The following is a 15,998-nucleotide window of genomic DNA, read 5'->3' as shown; positions in this document are numbered from 1 at the left end:
AGGAGGCGATCGAGATCTCGACGATGTCTGATCAGACCGTGGTGAAGCAGTCCTTCGGTCGCACCGTCAGGGCCTACGTCGCCCTGACAAAGCCGCGTGTGCTCGAGCTGTTGCTGGTCTCCACCGTGCCGGTGATGTTCCTCGCACAGGGCGGACTGCCGAACATGTGGCTCGTGCTCGCCACCGTGATCGGCGGCTCGATGAGCGCCGGATCCGCAGCGGCATTCAACATGTATCTCGATCGCGACATCGACGCGCACATGCATCGCACCGAGAACCGTCCGCTCGTGACCGGCGAGATCTCGCCGCGCGGCGCACTGATCTTCTCGTGGACGCTCGCCGTCGCATCCACCGTTTGGCTCCTGCTCACGACCAACTGGCTCGCGGCGACGCTCTCGGCCGTCGCGATCTTCTTCTATGTCGTCATCTACACGATGATCCTCAAGCGCCGCACCGAGCAGAACATCGTCTGGGGCGGCATCGCCGGCTGCTTCCCCGTCCTCATCGGCTGGTCGGCGGTGACCGGATCTCTGGACTGGCCGGCGTTCGTGCTGTTCCTGCTGATCTTCCTGTGGACGCCGCCGCACTACTGGCCGCTGTCGATGAAGTACAAGGATGACTACGAAGACGTCGACGTCCCGATGCTCGGGGTGACGCGCAACGCTTCGCAGGTCGGGCTGCAGGTCATCCTCTACGCATGGGCGACGGTCGCCTGTTCGCTGCTCCTCGTGCCGATCGCCGACATGGGGCTGGTGTACACCGTCTCGGCGCTGGTGTTCGGCGGCTGGTTCATCTACGAGTCGCACCGTCTCTACAACCGGGCAGTGCACGGGACCGAGCCGCGCCCGATGCGCGTCTTCCATGCCTCGATCACGTACCTGACGTTGATCTTCGTTGCCGTCGCGATCGACCCCCTGCTCCCGTTCTGACCCCCTGCGCTCGCATCGACCTCGCAGATCTGCGTCTTCTTCGCAGGGATTCCCGCGATTCCTGCGAAGAAGTCGCTGTTCTGCGAAGAACCCGCTGAGCAGCGTCCGGGTCAGCGAGTGAATGCGACGTCGTCGAGCGTCTGCACGCGATCGGGAGCGGGATCGTGCCGCCCGTTGCGATCGAGCAGCACGGCGCGCATCCCGGACATCAGCGCTCCCTCGTAGTCGGCCTCATACGAATCACCGATCATGAGTGATGCGCGCGATACGACGCCGAGCTGCTCGAGAACGGTGGCATAGGCGCGCGGATCGGGCTTTCCCGCCGGTAGATCGGAGGAGCAGACGATCAGGTCGATCTCCGCGTCCAGCGCGAACCTGTCCAGCTTCTGCAACTGCTGGGTGCGGTCGCCGTTCGTGAGTACGGCCACCGCCAGCCCGGCGTCTCTCGCCCGCCGTAGAGCCGGGATCGCGTCGTCGAACAACCGCCACCCGGCCTCGTAGCGGCCGAGATAGCCCTCGAAGACGGCGGATGCCTCAGCATCCGTCATCGCCTGTCCCAGGAACTCCCGTACGCGTTCTCGGCGCTGGCCCTGGAAGCTGATCTCGCGCGCCTGCCATCGGCGATAGTGCTTGGTGGCGATCCGCCGCCAGCGCTCGGCGACATCGTCTTCTTGGATGCCGTGATCCGCCGCCCAGGCGATGGATGCCGCATCCGCTGCGGACTCCTGATCGAGGAGCGTCCCGTCCAGGTCGAAGACGGCTGCGGCGAGCGGGGCGAGAGCTGTCACGCGCCTCAGACTAGCGTCGGGGACGGGCGGCGCCTGTCCGGCGCCGCCCGTCGGGTCATCGGGTGACAGCCGGCTCTGCGACCGGGGCCGATTCGGTCTCGGCATCGTCTGCGGAATCTGCGGAATCTGCGGTATCTGCAGCGCCGTCCGCGCTCTCCGCAGCGTCGGCTTCAGGCTCGGAAGCCACGTCGGCTGGTGCAGCGACGTCGACGACTTCAGCGACCGGTGCCGGAGCAGGCAGCAGCGCCTTCGCCGCGGCCAGTACCAGCGCGAGCAGAATGCCGATCACTCCGGCGCCGAGCAGAGCGGCGCCCACGAGGACGATCGACGGTCCGACGTAGACCTCGACGTTCGTCGCTGTGCCATCGAGCAGCCTCGTGGTCATCGTGCCGATCTGCCCGGTGATGAGCCAAGCGCCGATCGCGGCAGAAGCGACGGAGAGGATCAGAAGAAGCCAATAGGCGAGGTTGCGCGTCAGTGATGTGTTCATGACAGCGAGCCTGGCCGACGCTCTGATGTGTCGCGCGTGTGCCGGCTATGTGCCGGCTATGCATCGGATCGTGTTACGCGGCGTCGACCGCCGCTGGTCGCTTGAGACGCAGTACCACGACCGTGTAGGCGGCAGCGGACAGCGACGCGAGCACCATGTGGACGCCCACGAGCAGCGGTGGCAGTCCGTCGCGCGCCTGCCACACGCCGACGCCGACCTGCACCGCGATCGCGATGACGAGCACCAGAAGCCAGCAGCGCGGCTCGAGGCGAAGGACCCACGCGGAGATCGTCAGCACTGTCACCAGCCCGGCCAGGATGTACCCGGGCCAGGAGTGCACATGGGCGAGCACGGTCGCATCGAAGCCGTGGCGCAGCACATCGGCGTCGCCGGAGTGCGGGCCGGACGCGGTGGTGAGAACGCCGAAGAGGATTGTCATCGCCAGCGCGAGCCCGGTCACGTGGCTGAGCACGGCGAACCAGATCGGCACTGCTCGTTCTCGGGGACCCGGGGTCGCGTACATCCGCACCAGGAACGCGGCCGTCGCGCAGACGAGCAGCAACGAGGAGGTGTAGTGGAAGCCGACGATGAACGGATTCAGGCCTGTGAGCACCGTGATGCCGCCGACGAACGCCTGGGCGACCACGCCGACGGCCGTGATCCACGCCAAGGCCACGAGATCGCGTCGTCTTGTCGTGGTGCGGATCGAGAACACCGCCGCCGCGATGCATACGAGAAGAAGGGTGGCGGATGCGGCAGGGAAGGCGGGGAGGTTCAGCGGCGAAGCGATGGCGTAGACCGCGCCGGCGGCGACAAGCCCTCCCGCGGCGAACCACAGCGCGGTGTTGAGGGGGCGCTTTCCGCCGACCGCCTGCAGCACGTAGAGGACGACGGCCACAGCGAGGAGCCCCACGACACCGGTCATCGTGCGGTTGCCGAATTCGATCACCCCGTGGATGCCCTGCTCCGGAGTGGGGACGAGCGAGTCGGGGGTGCACAGCGGCCACTCCGAGCACCCGAGCCCTGAGCCGGTGAGTCGCACAGCGCCGCCGGTGCCGATGATGATGACCTCGGTGAGGAACGACAGCCATGCGAGAACCCGGATTGTCCTGCTGAACGGCACGTGACCGGGTACGGAGTGCGCATCCCGGCTCGTTGCGTCCGTGGCACGGGGGGTCGTGGTCTCGGGCATAAGTCCTCCGGACCGCGGTGGACGTTACGGGGCACGGCCCGGCGTCCAGGCGGAACCTGTAGAATCGGATTGTTGTGATGAGCGCTGACCGCGCTGAAGCATCGTCAACAGTTTAGGCGCGATGGATGCGCCGGTGATGAGGGCCCACCAGCGGCACCAGCTCCCGCAGACTCGACGGGGATCAGGTGTGCCGGGGCGGATGACACCGTTGGGACCTAAGAGGAGAGTGTGTGATGTCGGATGTTCTGATCGACCGCCCGGAGCTTGACGGTCTGGGGGTGTACGAGTTCGGATGGCACGACGCGGACGCCGCGGGTGCCATTGCGAAACGCGGAATCTCCGAAGAGGTCGTCCGCGGGATCTCGGGGCTCAAGAACGAGCCCGAGTGGATGCTGAAGACCCGCCTGAAGGGCTATCAGCTCTTCGGCCGCAAGCCGATGCCGACCTGGGGCGCCGACCTCAGTGAGATCGACTTCGACAACATCAAGTACTTCGTCCGCTCGACGGAGAAGCAGGCGCAGTCCTGGGAAGATCTTCCGGCAGAGATCCGCGAGACCTACGAGCGTCTCGGCATTCCGGAGGCCGAGCGTCAGCGTCTCGTCGCCGGCGTCGCCGCGCAGTACGAGTCCGAGGTCGTCTACCACCAGATCCGCGAGGATCTGGAGCAGCAGGGCGTCATCTTCATGGACACCGACACCGCTCTCCGTGAGCACCCCGAATTCTTCGAGGAGTACTTCGGCAGCGTGATCCCGGCCGGCGACAACAAGTTCGCTGCCTTGAACACGGCCGTCTGGTCGGGCGGTTCCTTCGTGTACGTGCCCAAGGGCGTTCACGTCGAGATCCCGCTGCAGGCGTACTTCCGGATCAACACCGAGAACATGGGCCAGTTCGAGCGGACCCTGATCATCGCCGACGAGGACAGCTACGTCCACTACATCGAGGGCTGCACCGCGCCGATCTACAAGTCGGACTCTCTGCACTCGGCCGTCGTCGAGATCATCGTGAAGAAGAACGCCCGCGTTCGCTACACGACGATCCAGAACTGGTCGAACAACGTCTACAACCTCGTCACCAAGCGTGCGGTCGCCCACGAGGGTGCCACCATGGAATGGGTCGACGGCAACATCGGCTCCAAGGTGACGATGAAGTACCCGTCGATCTACCTCATGGGCGAGCACGCCAAGGGCGAGACCCTGTCTGTCGCCTTCGCAGGCCCCGGCCAGCACCAGGATGCCGGCGCGAAGATGATCCACATGGCTCCGTACACGCAGTCGTCGATCGTCTCGAAGTCGATCGCCCGTGGCGGCGGTCGTGCCGGGTACCGCGGTGAGGTGCGAGTGGACGCCAATGCGCACCACTCCGCGAACACCGTGCGGTGTGACGCGCTCCTGATCGACACCAAGTCGCGCTCCGACACCTACCCGGCGATCGACATCCGCGTCGACGACGTGCAGCTCGGTCACGAGGCGACGGTCTCGAAGGTCAGCGAAGAGCAGCTGTTCTATCTGCAGTCCCGGGGCATGCCCGAGGACGAGGCGATGGCGATGATCGTGCGCGGCTTCATCGAGCCGATCGCACGCGAGCTGCCGATGGAGTACGCGATGGAACTGAACAAGCTCATCGAGATGGGCATGGAAGGCAGTGTCGGCTAGATGACGGCTCCGACGACAGCGCCCGCTGAGGCGCAGCACACGAACGCGCACGTGGACCCGGCAGCTCAGGTCTTCGCTACGGGATTCGTTCCTGTGCAGACCAGATCCGAGCGTCCGCACTCGTTCGAACCGGCGGACTTCGGTGCGCCCAGCGGCCGCGAGGTCAACTGGAAGCACACTCCGGTCGCCCGACTCACGTCGCTGTTCGCCGTCGCGGGCGAGAACGACGGCGTGAGCTACGACTTCGGTTCGGCGGAGCAGTACGTCTCCGATCCGCTCGCCGCCGGCACCGCGCCTCGAGGCGATTTCTTCCGCCCGGAAGACATCGTCTCGGCTGTGGCATGGCAGGGTTCGCCTCAGGCGACCCACATTCGCATCCCGAGCGAGGTCGAGGTCGCCGAGCCTCTTCTCGTCACGATCACCGGCCACGGCGCCGAGCGTCGCGCTGACGCGCACATCGTGATCGAGGCGATGCCGCACAGCTCCGCAACGGTCGTCCTGCAGCACACCGGTTCTGCGCAGTACGCGCAGAACGTCGAGATCATCGCTCGTGACGGGTCGAAGCTCACCGTGATCAGCCTGCAGCAGTGGCAGGATGACGCGGTCCACATGGCGTCTCACCAGGCCCGTGTCGATGCCGACGCCACGTTGAAGCACTTCGTGTTCACGTTCGGCGGCGGGGTCGTCCGGGTCAACCCGAACATCGAGCTCGCCGGTACCGGCTCGGAGGGGTACCTCAACGGACTCTCCTACGCAGACGCAGGGCAGCACTTCGAGAGCCAGGTCTTCCTTCACCACAAGGGCGCCCACACCACCGGTGACGTGCTCTACAAGGGCGCGTTGCAGGGCGCGGGTGCGCACAGCGTGTGGATCGGTGATGTTCTCATCGGTCCGGACGCGACCGGAACCGACTCCTACGAGGCCAACCGCAACCTGGTGCTCACCGAGGGTGCGCGCGCCGACTCGATCCCGAACCTCGAGATCCAGACCGGTGACATCCAGGGAGCCGGTCACGCGAGTGCGACCGGTCGTTTCGACGACGAGCAGCTTTTCTACCTGCAGGCCCGCGGCATCACCGAGGAAGAGGCGCGGCGACTCGTCGTGCTCGGCTTCCTCACCGACATCGTGCAGCGCCTCGGCATCCCGGCGCTCGAAGCCGAACTGCTGGCCGCGATCGAGGCTGAACTCGCGGCGGTGACCGCATGAGCGCTCATCGCGTCTGCGCCGTCTCCGAGCTGGAGCAGGACACCCCGATCCGCGTCGAACCCGATGGCGTCCCGATCACCGTGATCAAGGACTCCGAAGGCGTCGTCCACGCGATCGGCGACACCTGCACGCACGGCGAGATCTCGCTCGCCGAGGGCTTCGTCGAGGGTGACACCGTGGAGTGCTGGGCCCATGGCTCGGCGTTCTCGATGCTCACCGGCCGGCCCCAGAACCTCCCTGCGTATGAGCCCGTTCCGGTCTACGTCGTCGAGATCGACGGCGACGACGTGCTCATCGACCCGACTGTGATTAAGGAAGTCTGAATGTCTGTTCTCGAGATCCGCGACCTGTATGTGACGGTCGAGACCGAGGCGGGAACCACCCCGATCCTCAATGGAATCACCCTGACGATGAACACGGGTGAGACCCACGCGATCATGGGGCCGAACGGCTCCGGCAAGTCCACGCTCGCGTACACGATCGCCGGCCACCCCAAGTACACGGTCGCCAGCGGATCCATCACGTTCGACGGCGAGGACGTCCTGGCGATGAGCGTCGACGAGCGCGCACGTGCGGGACTCTTCCTCGCGATGCAGTACCCCGTCGAGATCCCCGGTGTCACGGTGACGAACTTCCTGCGCACCGCCAAGACGGCGCTCGACGGCGAGGCTCCGGCCATCCGCGGCTGGACCAAGGACGTCAAGCAGGCGATGACGAACCTGCGCATGGACCCGAAGTTCGCGCAGCGCAACGTCAACGAGGGCTTCTCCGGTGGCGAGAAGAAGCGTCACGAGATCCTTCAGCTCGAGGTCCTCAAGCCGAAGTTCGCGGTGCTCGACGAGACCGATTCCGGCCTCGACGTCGACGCGCTCAAGATCGTCTCAGAGGGCGTCAACCGTGCCAAGGAGTCGACCGGTCTCGGTGTGCTGCTCATCACGCACTACACGCGCATCCTCCGTTACATCCGTCCCGACTACGTGCACGTCGTCGTCGCTGGGCGCATCGTCGAGGAAGGCGGCCCCGAGCTCGCCGACCGCCTCGAGAACGAGGGATACGACCGTTTCCTCGACCCCGCAGCACCCATCGAGGCGTAGGCTGACCGTATGACCGCGACGCTCACCGATGCGAAGTACGACGAGGTCACCGAGGCTCTCAAGGACGTCATGGACCCCGAGCTCGGGATCAACGTCGTCGACCTGGGACTCATCTACGACCTGGCCTGGGATGACGAGAACGACGCCCTCGTCATCCACATGACGCTGACCAGCGCCGGCTGCCCGCTCACCGATGTGCTCGAGGATCAGACCGCGCAGGCGCTGGACAAGGTCGTCGACCGGTTCCGCATCAACTGGGTCTGGATGCCGCCGTGGGGTCCGGAGAAGATCACCGACGACGGGCGCGACATGATGCGCGCCCTCGGCTTCGCGATCTGAGGATGCTGGAGGTCACAGCGCTCCCGCTGGCCGAGCTCCGCGCACGCACCAGCGAGAAGTGGCGTGAGTACCCCGACGACGTGCTGCCGCTGTTCGTCGCCGAGACGGACTTCCCGCTCGCGCCCGCGATCACCGCCGCACTGCAACGCGCTGTTGCGGCGGGGGACACCGGGTATGTGGCCTCCCGCACCCCGCTCGCCGACTCGTACGCCGCCTTCGCGCGGCGCCGGTTCGGCTGGGATCCGGATCCCGGCCGGATGCGCAGCACAGCCGACGTCAGCATGGGCATCGTCGAGATCCTTCGCCGCGTCGTCGCACCGGGGGAGCGCGTCATCGTCACGACGCCGGTGTACCCGCCGTTCTTCGAGCTCGTGACCGAGGCCGGCGGTGTGGTCGAGCGCGTCCCGCTGCGCGACACCGGGACCGGGTGGGAGCTCGATGTCGACGGCATCCGCTCGGCGCTCGATGACGGCGCACGCGCGATCCTGCTCTGCAATCCGCACAATCCGACCGGCACCGTGCACAGCCGGGATTCTCTCGCCGCTCTCGCTGCTCTCGCCGACGAGTACGGGGTCGCTGTCGTCTCCGATGAGATTCATGCCCCTCTCGTTCAGCCGGGCACCGCGTTCACGCCCTTCCTCTCGGTGAACGATGCCGCTCGACGCGTCGGCTACGCGGTCGTCAGCGCGAGCAAGGCGTTCAACCTCGCCGGGCTCAAGTGCGCTCTGATGGTCACGGCCTCGGAAGAGACCACTGCGATCGTTCGCCGTCTCCCGGTCGAAGTGGAATGGCGCACCGGCCAGTTCGGTCTGCTCGCGGCGGTCGCGGCGTTCTCCGAGGAGAGCGATGTCTGGCTCGACGGACTGCTCCATACGCTCGATCGGAATCGCCGGCTTCTCGCGGATCTTCTGGCCGAGCACCTCCCTGGTGCGCGCTATCGGATCCCGGACGCCGGCTACCTCGCCTGGATCGATCTGACGGCTCTCGGCTGGGGCGACAACCCGGCACGTCGCATCCTGCAGGACGCGAAGGTCGCTCTGCACTACGGGCCGGCGTTCGGAACCGAGGGTGCAGGGCATGTGCGTCTGAATTTCGGGACCAGCCCCGAGATCATCACCGACGCCATCGAGCGCATCGCGGCGCTCGTCGGCCGGTGAGCGCCACGCAGGTCGCCGCATCGATCTGGGACCGCCAGCGCCTCGGTATCACCGTCGGTTCCGTCGTCCTGATCTTCCTCGCGGCCATCGAGGCGCTCGCAGTGACCACCGTCATGCCGATCGTCAGCGTCGATCTGGACGGGGAGGCGCTGTTCGCTGTCGCCTTCTCCGGCACGCTCGCGACCGGAGTGATCGGCATGGTCGCCGCAGGGGCGTGGAGCGACCGCACGGGCCCCCGGGTGCCGTTGTACACGGCGGTCGTACTGTTCATCATCGGTCTGGTCGTCTCCGGCTTCGCGCCCGACATGTACACCTTCATCGTGGGGCGCCTCATCCAGGGCCTGGGCGCCGGCGGGCAGACCGTGGCGCTCTACGTCGTGGTGGCAAGGGTGTACCCGCCCGAGCTGCACGGCAGGATCTTCGCGGCGTACGCCGCGGCCTGGGTCGTGCCGTCGATGATCGGGCCGTTCTTGGCCGGTGCGGTGGCCGAGTTCCTGCACTGGCGGTGGGCCTTCCTCGGAGTCGCGGTGCTCACGGTGCTCGCGTTCGTCCTCGTTATGGCGCGGCTGCGCAACGTCTCGCTGAGTTCGTCCGATCCGGCCGATGAAGCGGCGCAGACCCCGCGCGGGGGATCGATCGGTGTGCGGATGCTGCGCGCCGTGATCGTCGCCGTCGCGGCTGTGGCCGTCGGCTTCGCGGCCGAGGCTCGTCCGGCGATCGGTTGGCCGATCGCGCTCGGAGCGCTCGTCGTCCTCGGTTTCGCGATTCTGCCGCTGCTGCCGCCCGGGGCGTTGCGGGCCAGGCGCGGCCTGCCCAGCGTGATCCTGATGCGGGGTCTCGCGGCGGGGGCATTCTTCGCGGCCGAGGCTTATGTGCCGAAGCTCTTGATGGACCGCTTCGAATTCAGCCCGACCTTCGCGGGACTCGCCCTCACCATCGCCGCACTGGCATGGTCGAGCGCTTCCGCGCTGCAGGGGCGCTACGGAGACCGGCTCGGCAGCACCCGCATCGTGGTCATCAGCGTCCCGCTGCTGCTCGTGGCCGTGCTCAGCATTCTCGTCGTCTCCGTCACCGGCGCAATGCCCTGGCTCGCGGTGATCGGCTGGGGTTTCGCAGGCGCGGGCATGGGGTTGCTCTACCCGAAGTTGACGGTGCTCACCCTCGCGTACTCGACGTCCGCGAACGAGGGGTTCAACTCCTCCGCGCTCTCGATTTCGGATTCCACGGGTTCGGCCGTCACGATCGCCCTGGCCGGACTGCTGTTCCTTGCACTTCCATTCGGAGCCTCGGGGTTCCCCGTCGTCTACGTGTTCACGGCTGTGCTGCTGCTGGTCGCCCTGATTCCAGGGCTTCGGCTGGGTGACGGGTCGCGCTGAGAGACTCGAAGGCGCGAATGCCGGCCTCGAAGACGTCGACGGAATGGGCGGTCGGATCCGCGCCATCGGCGTCGATCGCACCGATGCTCTGCGCATGCATGCGTTGCTGCAGGAGCATCGCGTGACCGAGGATGAACTCGAAGGCCGCATCGGCGAACGGCCCCGCGTCGCCGCCGTTGTCGCCGATTGAGGCCGCAAGCGCCGCCTGTGCGCGTCGGGTGCCCAGGCGCAGCGCGTACGTGCTCATGACAACTTCGGCGCCGTCGCGGTAGGCGAGTAGTGCGTCGCGGATCGCGCGGGCCGTGGGAGCGAGCGCGAGCGCGGGGTCAGGATCAGGGACGGCACTGAGGATGCGGTCGGCGACCGCGGCCAGCAGCTGCTGCTTATTCGGGAAATGCCAGTACAGGGCGCTCGCCTGCACATCGAGTTCGGCCGCGAGACGGCGCATCGACAGGTCGGGAAGTCCGACATCGTCGAGCAGCTGCAGCGCGCAGGCGACGACGCTCTGGCGGTCGTGTCGTGCGGGGCTCATCCCATCAGTATACTGAACGGCGTTCAAGTGAACAGTGTTCAGGTGCTTCGACGGGCTCAGCAACCGAGTCGACGAGCGCAGGAACCCCGTCGAGAGGAAACTCCATGTCCGAGCAGCGTGGCGACATCGGTCGCGATCTGGCCCGTATCGCGATCTTCGCAGCCCTCATCGTCGTTCTCGGAATGGCGACGATCCCGATTCCGGGTGGCGTGCCCATCACCGCGCAGACCCTCGGAGTCATGCTCGCCGGCGCTGTGCTGGGTCCGCGACGCGCCCCGCTCGCCGTCCTGCTCGTGCTCGTGCTCGCCGCCATCGGCCTGCCCGTGCTCGCGGGCGGTCGCGGCGGTCTCGGTGTGTTCTTCGGTCCTTCGGCGGGGTACCTGATCGGCTGGATCGCGGGTGCGCTCGTCGTCGGACTCATCGTGCACGGCGGAAGGATCACCTGGTGGCGCACGGCGCTGGGAACGGTCGTGGGCGGCATCCTCGTCGTGTACCTCTTCGGCATCCCGGTGACGGCCCTCGTCCTGGGTCTGGATCTGGGGCCGGCGGCGCTGGCGAGCACCGTCTTCCTGCCCGGCGACCTGCTGAAGGCCGGCGCGGCCACTGCGCTCACGCTCGCGCTTCGGCGCGCCTACCCTCCCGCATTCGGCATCCGCACCCTCGATCAGGCCGCACCGGCACGTGTCGCCTGACACACTGCTCGGCACCGTCACGCTCGCACACGTCTCGGTGCAGCGCGAGGGACGTGCGATCCTCAGCGACGTATCCGTCGAGCTCGCCGCTCGACGGATCGCCGTGATCGGGGCGAACGGATCCGGAAAGTCCACGTTCGCTCGGTTGTTGAACGGGCTCATCGCGCCCTCCGCGGGAACCGTCACGGTGCATGGACTGGACGCCGTGCGGGAGCGACGGGAGCTGCGCCGCCGGGTGGGCTTCGTCTTCTCGAATCCGGAGGCGCAGATCCTGATGCCGACGCCGGCCGAGGATCTGGCGCTGTCCCTGCGGGGCCGGGATCGTGCGGAGATCGCGCATCGCGTCCGTGAGGCGCTGAACGCCCACGGGCTGGCCGAGCACGCGGACGCACCCGCTTCTGCGCTCTCCGGAGGGCAGAAGCAGATGCTGGCGCTGGCCTCCGTGCTGATCACAGAACCCGAGCTCATCGTGGCCGACGAGCCCACGACTCTCCTTGACCTGCGCAACGCGAAGCGGATCGGTGATCTGCTTCTCGCGCAGCCCGCGCAGGTGGTGCTCGTCACCCACGATCTCGATCTCGCCGCCCGGTGCGACGCCGCGGTCCTGTTCGAGGAGGGCCGAGTCGTCGACGAGGGAGATCCTGCGGAGATCATCGAGACCTACCGCAGGGTGTGCGGATGATCCTGCTGTACCGGCTGGGATCCAGCGTCCTGCATCGGTCACCGGCTGGCGTGAAGCTCGCGCTCTTCGCGTCGGTGGCTCTCGCGCTGTCGCTGTATCCGCACGACGTCTGGAGCATCGCCGCCGTGCTCGTCGCGGTGTGCGGGCTCTACGCCGTCGCCCGCTTTCCCGTGCGCGTTCTCGCCGTGGAGGCGTGGCGGCTGCGATGGATCGTATTGCTCCTCGGTGTGGCGCTGACGGTTTTCGTCTCGCCAGTGACGGCCTGGGTCAATACCGGACGAGTCGTCGCCCTCGTGCTGCTCGCCAGCCTGCTCACGCTCACCACACGAATGGCCGACCTGCTCGCCGTGCTGCACCGAATGCTCCGCCCGCTCGGAAGGATCGGCATCGACGCCGATTCCGTGGCGATGACGATATCGCTCACCATCACCATGATCCCGGTGGTGACGGGGTTCGCCGATCGTGTGCGGGATGCGCAGGATGCGCGAGGCGTGCGTCTCGGTGTGCGTTCCGTCGTTCCGCTGCTGGTCATCACTCTCCGACACGCGGACGACGTCGGAGACGCCCTCGCCGCCAGAGGACTCGCCTGACACCCCGCGCCGGGAGAGCCGCAGGGACAGGACGATCAGGGCGACGGCGATGCCGGCGGTGACGACGGACGTCCCGAAGACGAGCAGCATCAGGACGGCACTCAGCCCGATCAGCGTGGCGATCGAGAGGCGCCGCGCGGAGTCGTGCGCCCGCGGGGCGGCTGCGGTCTCGAAGCGGGTGAACGCGATCGCCACCAGGGCGGTCAGAGCCAAAGCCAGGGCGAGCCAGAGCGGTCGTCCGAGCCACCAGCCCGCGCTGTCGAGATCGGGAAGGGCGACGCCGGTCACGATCGCACCGACCGCCGAGAGCCCGGCCATCGCGAGCAGCACCGGCATGTGCCAGAGGTAGATGGTCATGGTGCGTCGGGTGACAAAAGCGGTGAACGCCGCCACGTGGGGCCGACGGCTGAGCTGCTGGAGGCGATCGCGATACAGCGAGACGAGCGCAATGTGTACGACGCCGACGAGCAGCAGAGCAGCCGTGGGCGGGTTGATGTTCGCCACGAGGTCGGGGGAGTACACCCCGAAGAGGAACGTACCGATGAGGATCGCGAGGGCGCCGGCGGCTGCCAGGGCGCGGGTGCGTCTGGGCAGCGCATCGATGCTGCCGTCGGCGAAGAAGAAACCGAGTTGCTGCAGGGTCAGCCAGACGAAGGCGAGATTCAGAAACCCGAGCCCATCGATTCCGCTGGCCTGACGCAGCGCGTCGACGGCGACCGCGGTCGACGCGAGCACGCCGATGGCGAGGAACGGGGCACGCTCGTGAGCGGCGGCGAACAGGGGAAGCAGAGCCTGGCAGAGCAGGAACACTCCGAGGAACCACAGCGGTTGACCGTACCGGAAGCCGGCGGTCGCGATGAGGTCGGCGGGTACTCCGACAACGGCCAGAAGAGCGAGGAGCGCGCCGACGATACCGATGGTGAACATCGCTGGGCGCAGCAGCCGATGCAGGCGTCCGGCCACGAATCCGGTGGCGGTGCCGCCGCGGTTCTTCGTGCGGCGGTAGGCGATGAGGCCGGAGAATCCGCCGATGATGAAGAACAGCGGCATCACCTGGAGAATCCAGCTCAGTGGTGTGATCCACCAGGTCCCGTCGCTCGCGTTCTCGAAGACGGGCCCCGCATCTGTGACCGTGACGCCGACCATGATGGCGTGCAGAAGGACGACGCCGACGACGCAGAGGGCGCGGATGAAGTCGATGCCGGTGTCGCGAAGCCCTTTCACGGGGCGTGCTGATACGGCGATCTGCGGCGCCTGGACGGTGGCCATGAGTCCTCCTCGGGAACGGTGTCCCAGGAGACTATGGAGCGGGTGTCCAGCGCAGCATCAACCGGCGGTGTCGTCTCTGCCCCTACCAGGGGGTGATTCAGGAGCTCGGCTCGACCAGACCGGTGTCGTAGGCGAGGATCACGGCGTGCACGCGATCGCGGAGATCGAGCTTGGCGAGGACCTTGCCGACGTGCGTCTTCACGGTCTGTTCGGCGATGAAGAGCTCTTTGGCGATCTCGCCGTTGGACTTGCCCTGGCCGATGAGCACCAGTACCTCGCGTTCGCGTTCGGTCAGGCCGTTCAACACGGTTTCGGAGCGCGGAGACCGTGGCCGGTGACCGGCGAACTGCTCGATCATCCGCCGGGTCACGCTCGGCGCAAGCAGGGCGTCACCGCCGGCGACGACCCGCACCGCGTGCACGAGCTCTTCCGGCAACGCATCCTTCAGCATGAAGCCGCTGGCTCCCGCTTGGAGGGCATCGTAGACATAGTCGTCGATGTCGAACGTGGTGAGCATCAGGATCCGCGGCACGTGTGCCGCGGGGTATGACGGCCCGAGGATGCGACGGGTCGCCTCGATGCCGTCGAGTTCCGGCATCCGCACGTCCATGAGGATGACATCCGGGTCCAGGCGCGCCGACAGCGTGACGGCTTCGAGGCCGTTGGATGCTTGACCCGTGACCTGGATGCCCTCGTGGGCGTCGAGGAGCGCGGCGAACCCGGCGCGCACCATGGCCTGGTCATCGGCGATGAGGACGCTGATCGTCACGAATTCTCCTTGTCGGATCGAGGTTCTCGGTGGTGAGTGGCAGTGTGGCTTCGACGATCCATCCGCCGTCGGCATCGGGCCCGGCAGAGAATGCACCGCCGAGGATCTCGGCGCGTTCGCGCATGCCGCGCAGGCCGTGCCCGCTACCGGGTTCGGCGGGGACCGTCGTCCGAGCCGAGTTCTGCACTCGGATGTGCACGGCATCGGCGTCGATGCGCACACGCACCGAGATGGTGGTGCCGGGCGCATGGCGGACGGCATTGCTCATCGCCTCCTGGACGATGCGGAAGGCGGCGATCTGCACACTGGGAGCGACGGAGGACGCTTCACCGGCGACGATCTCCAAGCCGACCTCGACGCCTGCCCGACGGATGCTGTCGACGAGCGCCGGGATATCGTCGATGCCCTGTTGCGGAGCGAGTTCGATCGACTGATCCTCGGTACGCAGCACCCCGAGCATTCGCCGCATCTCGGTGAGCGACGCGCGTGCCGTCGCCGCGATGTCCTCGAACTCGGCAGCGGCCTGTTCGCTGATGGTGGGCAGGCGGTAGCGCGCCGTGGACGCCTGCACTTGGATCACCGACATGCTGTGCGCGATGACATCATGCAACTCGCGAGCGATGCGGGTGCGCTCCTCGATGAGGGCCCGACGCGCCTCTTCGAGCGCGCTGTGCTCGCGCTCCCTGGTCAGCTCGGCGTCGACGCGGGCACGCGCGGCGACGAGCGTCGCGATGAGGAACATCGCGACAGCGAGGGAGGCCGTCACGATCATGTCGGCGGTGGCACTGGAGGCGATGCCCGGTGTCGTGATGATGTCGGGGCGCAACAACGGGGCGGTGAGGGAGGACAGCAGACCGATCACCAGGGGCGCGGCACCCAGACGGGCGCCGTGCACGAACGTCACGACGCCGACGAAGAGCACGAAGGTGATCAGGGCAGGCACGGACCAGGGCCAGGGCGAGGCAGTGGCCAGCTCGGGGACGACGAACAGCGGAAGCGCGAATGCCGCGCTGCAGAACAGCGCGATCGCCCTCCGCGGGCGCGAGATCGCAAGAAGCGGTGCCGAGCAGAGCGCACCGCCGAGGATGAATGTCAGAGGCAACGGCGTGCCGTAGAGCACGGTCTGCACCGGCACCAGAACTGCGAGCAGCGCGACGAGTGCCGCGCACAGCAACACGGTGGCGTTGCGGCGGCTGATCCGGGGAGAGCGTCTGGTGCGCTGCCGGCGATTCGCCATGACG

Annotated in this window: 17 protein-coding genes and 1 pseudogene; 11 read left to right on the top strand and 7 right to left on the bottom strand. The window is 67.2% G+C overall.

The genetic code is table 11. From position 1 onward, the window contains the following. Window positions 1-23 precede the first annotated feature (23 nt). A complete protein-coding gene (locus tag MRBLWH12_RS05920; protein WP_341974525.1) occupies window positions 24-929 on the top strand; it encodes a heme o synthase in 906 nt (301 codons plus the stop codon). Between the two features lie 110 nt (window positions 930-1,039). Here MRBLWH12_RS05920 and MRBLWH12_RS05915 read toward each other — a convergent pair whose 3' ends face one another. The 3 genes from MRBLWH12_RS05915 to MRBLWH12_RS05905 form a co-directional block, all read right to left on the bottom strand. Beyond that, window positions 1,040-1,717: an HAD family hydrolase gene (locus MRBLWH12_RS05915; RefSeq protein ID WP_363547131.1), complete on the bottom strand. Its 678-nt coding sequence runs from the start codon at window positions 1,715-1,717 to the stop codon at window positions 1,040-1,042. Between the two features lie 55 nt (window positions 1,718-1,772). Beyond that, window positions 1,773-2,207 carry a hypothetical protein gene (locus MRBLWH12_RS05910; RefSeq protein ID WP_363547128.1) on the bottom strand — a complete coding sequence of 145 codons (435 nt, stop codon included), beginning with the start codon at window positions 2,205-2,207 and terminating at the stop codon, window positions 1,773-1,775. Between the two features lie 73 nt (window positions 2,208-2,280). Beyond that, window positions 2,281-3,399 (bottom strand): COX15/CtaA family protein, encoded by a 1,119-nt coding sequence (locus MRBLWH12_RS05905; protein WP_363547125.1) that lies wholly within the window; start codon window positions 3,397-3,399, stop codon window positions 2,281-2,283. Between the two features lie 233 nt (window positions 3,400-3,632). Here MRBLWH12_RS05905 and sufB point away from each other — a divergent pair, with 233 nt between their 5' ends. From sufB to MRBLWH12_RS05870, 7 genes are read left to right on the top strand one after another with little or no spacing between them, the layout of a single operon-like run. Then, window positions 3,633-5,051: a Fe-S cluster assembly protein SufB gene (sufB, locus tag MRBLWH12_RS05900; protein ID WP_341974529.1), complete on the top strand. Its 1,419-nt coding sequence runs from the start codon at window positions 3,633-3,635 to the stop codon at window positions 5,049-5,051. Continuing rightward, window positions 5,052-6,257 (top strand): Fe-S cluster assembly protein SufD, encoded by a 1,206-nt coding sequence (gene sufD, locus MRBLWH12_RS05895; RefSeq protein ID WP_363547121.1) that lies wholly within the window; start codon window positions 5,052-5,054, stop codon window positions 6,255-6,257. Further along, complete coding sequence (locus MRBLWH12_RS05890) at window positions 6,254-6,580, top strand: non-heme iron oxygenase ferredoxin subunit (RefSeq protein WP_341974531.1); 327 nt, start codon at window positions 6,254-6,256, stop codon at window positions 6,578-6,580. Before sufD ends, MRBLWH12_RS05890 begins: the two co-directional genes overlap by 4 nt. Continuing rightward, window positions 6,581-7,351, top strand: a complete 771-nt coding sequence (gene sufC, locus MRBLWH12_RS05885; protein ID WP_341974532.1) for a Fe-S cluster assembly ATPase SufC — start codon at window positions 6,581-6,583, stop codon at window positions 7,349-7,351. 9 nt (window positions 7,352-7,360) lie between these two features. Beyond that, a complete protein-coding gene (locus tag MRBLWH12_RS05880) occupies window positions 7,361-7,690 on the top strand; it encodes a metal-sulfur cluster assembly factor (protein WP_341974533.1) in 330 nt (109 codons plus the stop codon). Between the two features lie 2 nt (window positions 7,691-7,692). Then, window positions 7,693-8,847 (top strand): MalY/PatB family protein, encoded by a 1,155-nt coding sequence (locus MRBLWH12_RS05875; protein WP_363547117.1) that lies wholly within the window; start codon window positions 7,693-7,695, stop codon window positions 8,845-8,847. Beyond that, window positions 8,844-10,223, top strand: a complete 1,380-nt coding sequence (locus MRBLWH12_RS05870; RefSeq protein ID WP_363547114.1) for an MFS transporter — start codon at window positions 8,844-8,846, stop codon at window positions 10,221-10,223. Before MRBLWH12_RS05875 ends, MRBLWH12_RS05870 begins: the two co-directional genes overlap by 4 nt. Here MRBLWH12_RS05870 and MRBLWH12_RS05865 read toward each other — a convergent pair. Then, on the bottom strand, window positions 10,159-10,755 hold the full coding sequence (locus MRBLWH12_RS05865) for a TetR family transcriptional regulator (RefSeq protein ID WP_363547111.1): 597 nt from the start codon (window positions 10,753-10,755) through the stop codon (window positions 10,159-10,161). The two genes, MRBLWH12_RS05870 and MRBLWH12_RS05865, sit on opposite strands and share 65 nt — an antisense overlap. A gap of 104 nt (window positions 10,756-10,859) precedes the next feature. Between MRBLWH12_RS05865 and MRBLWH12_RS05860 the strand changes: the two genes are divergently transcribed. The 3 genes from MRBLWH12_RS05860 to MRBLWH12_RS05850 are packed head-to-tail and all read left to right on the top strand — an operon-like array spanning window position 10,860 to window position 12,719. Then, window positions 10,860-11,447 (top strand): biotin transporter BioY, encoded by a 588-nt coding sequence (locus MRBLWH12_RS05860; protein ID WP_363547108.1) that lies wholly within the window; start codon window positions 10,860-10,862, stop codon window positions 11,445-11,447. Next, window positions 11,437-12,129 (top strand): energy-coupling factor ABC transporter ATP-binding protein, encoded by a 693-nt coding sequence (locus MRBLWH12_RS05855; RefSeq protein ID WP_341974538.1) that lies wholly within the window; start codon window positions 11,437-11,439, stop codon window positions 12,127-12,129. The genes MRBLWH12_RS05860 and MRBLWH12_RS05855 overlap by 11 nt, the downstream gene beginning before the upstream one ends. Beyond that, on the top strand, window positions 12,126-12,719 hold the full coding sequence (locus MRBLWH12_RS05850) for an energy-coupling factor transporter transmembrane protein EcfT (protein WP_363551309.1): 594 nt from the start codon (window positions 12,126-12,128) through the stop codon (window positions 12,717-12,719). The genes MRBLWH12_RS05855 and MRBLWH12_RS05850 overlap by 4 nt, the downstream gene beginning before the upstream one ends. 189 nt (window positions 12,720-12,908) lie before the next feature. Here the strand turns inward: MRBLWH12_RS05850 and MRBLWH12_RS05845 are convergent. The 3 genes and pseudogenes from MRBLWH12_RS05845 to MRBLWH12_RS05835 form a co-directional block, all read right to left on the bottom strand. After that, a pseudogene (locus MRBLWH12_RS05845) lies at window positions 12,909-13,988 on the bottom strand (acyltransferase family protein); the annotation flags it as partial. Between the two features lie 97 nt (window positions 13,989-14,085). Next, entirely contained in the window at window positions 14,086-14,757 is a 672-nt protein-coding gene (locus MRBLWH12_RS05840) for a response regulator transcription factor (protein WP_341974539.1), read from the bottom strand. Then, the gene (locus MRBLWH12_RS05835; RefSeq protein ID WP_363547105.1) at window positions 14,729-15,994 is read right to left on the bottom strand and encodes a sensor histidine kinase; all 1,266 of its coding nucleotides are present in this window, start codon (window positions 15,992-15,994) and stop codon (window positions 14,729-14,731) included. The genes MRBLWH12_RS05840 and MRBLWH12_RS05835 overlap by 29 nt, the downstream gene beginning before the upstream one ends. Between the last annotated feature and the right edge of the window lie 4 nt (window positions 15,995-15,998).

It is taken from the genome of Microbacterium sp. LWH12-1.2 (assembly GCF_040675825.1).
Lineage (GTDB): Bacteria > Actinomycetota > Actinomycetes > Actinomycetales > Microbacteriaceae > Microbacterium.
The sequence above is the reverse complement of the archived record's forward strand: the minus strand, read 5'-3'. Positions and strand labels throughout refer to the sequence as shown.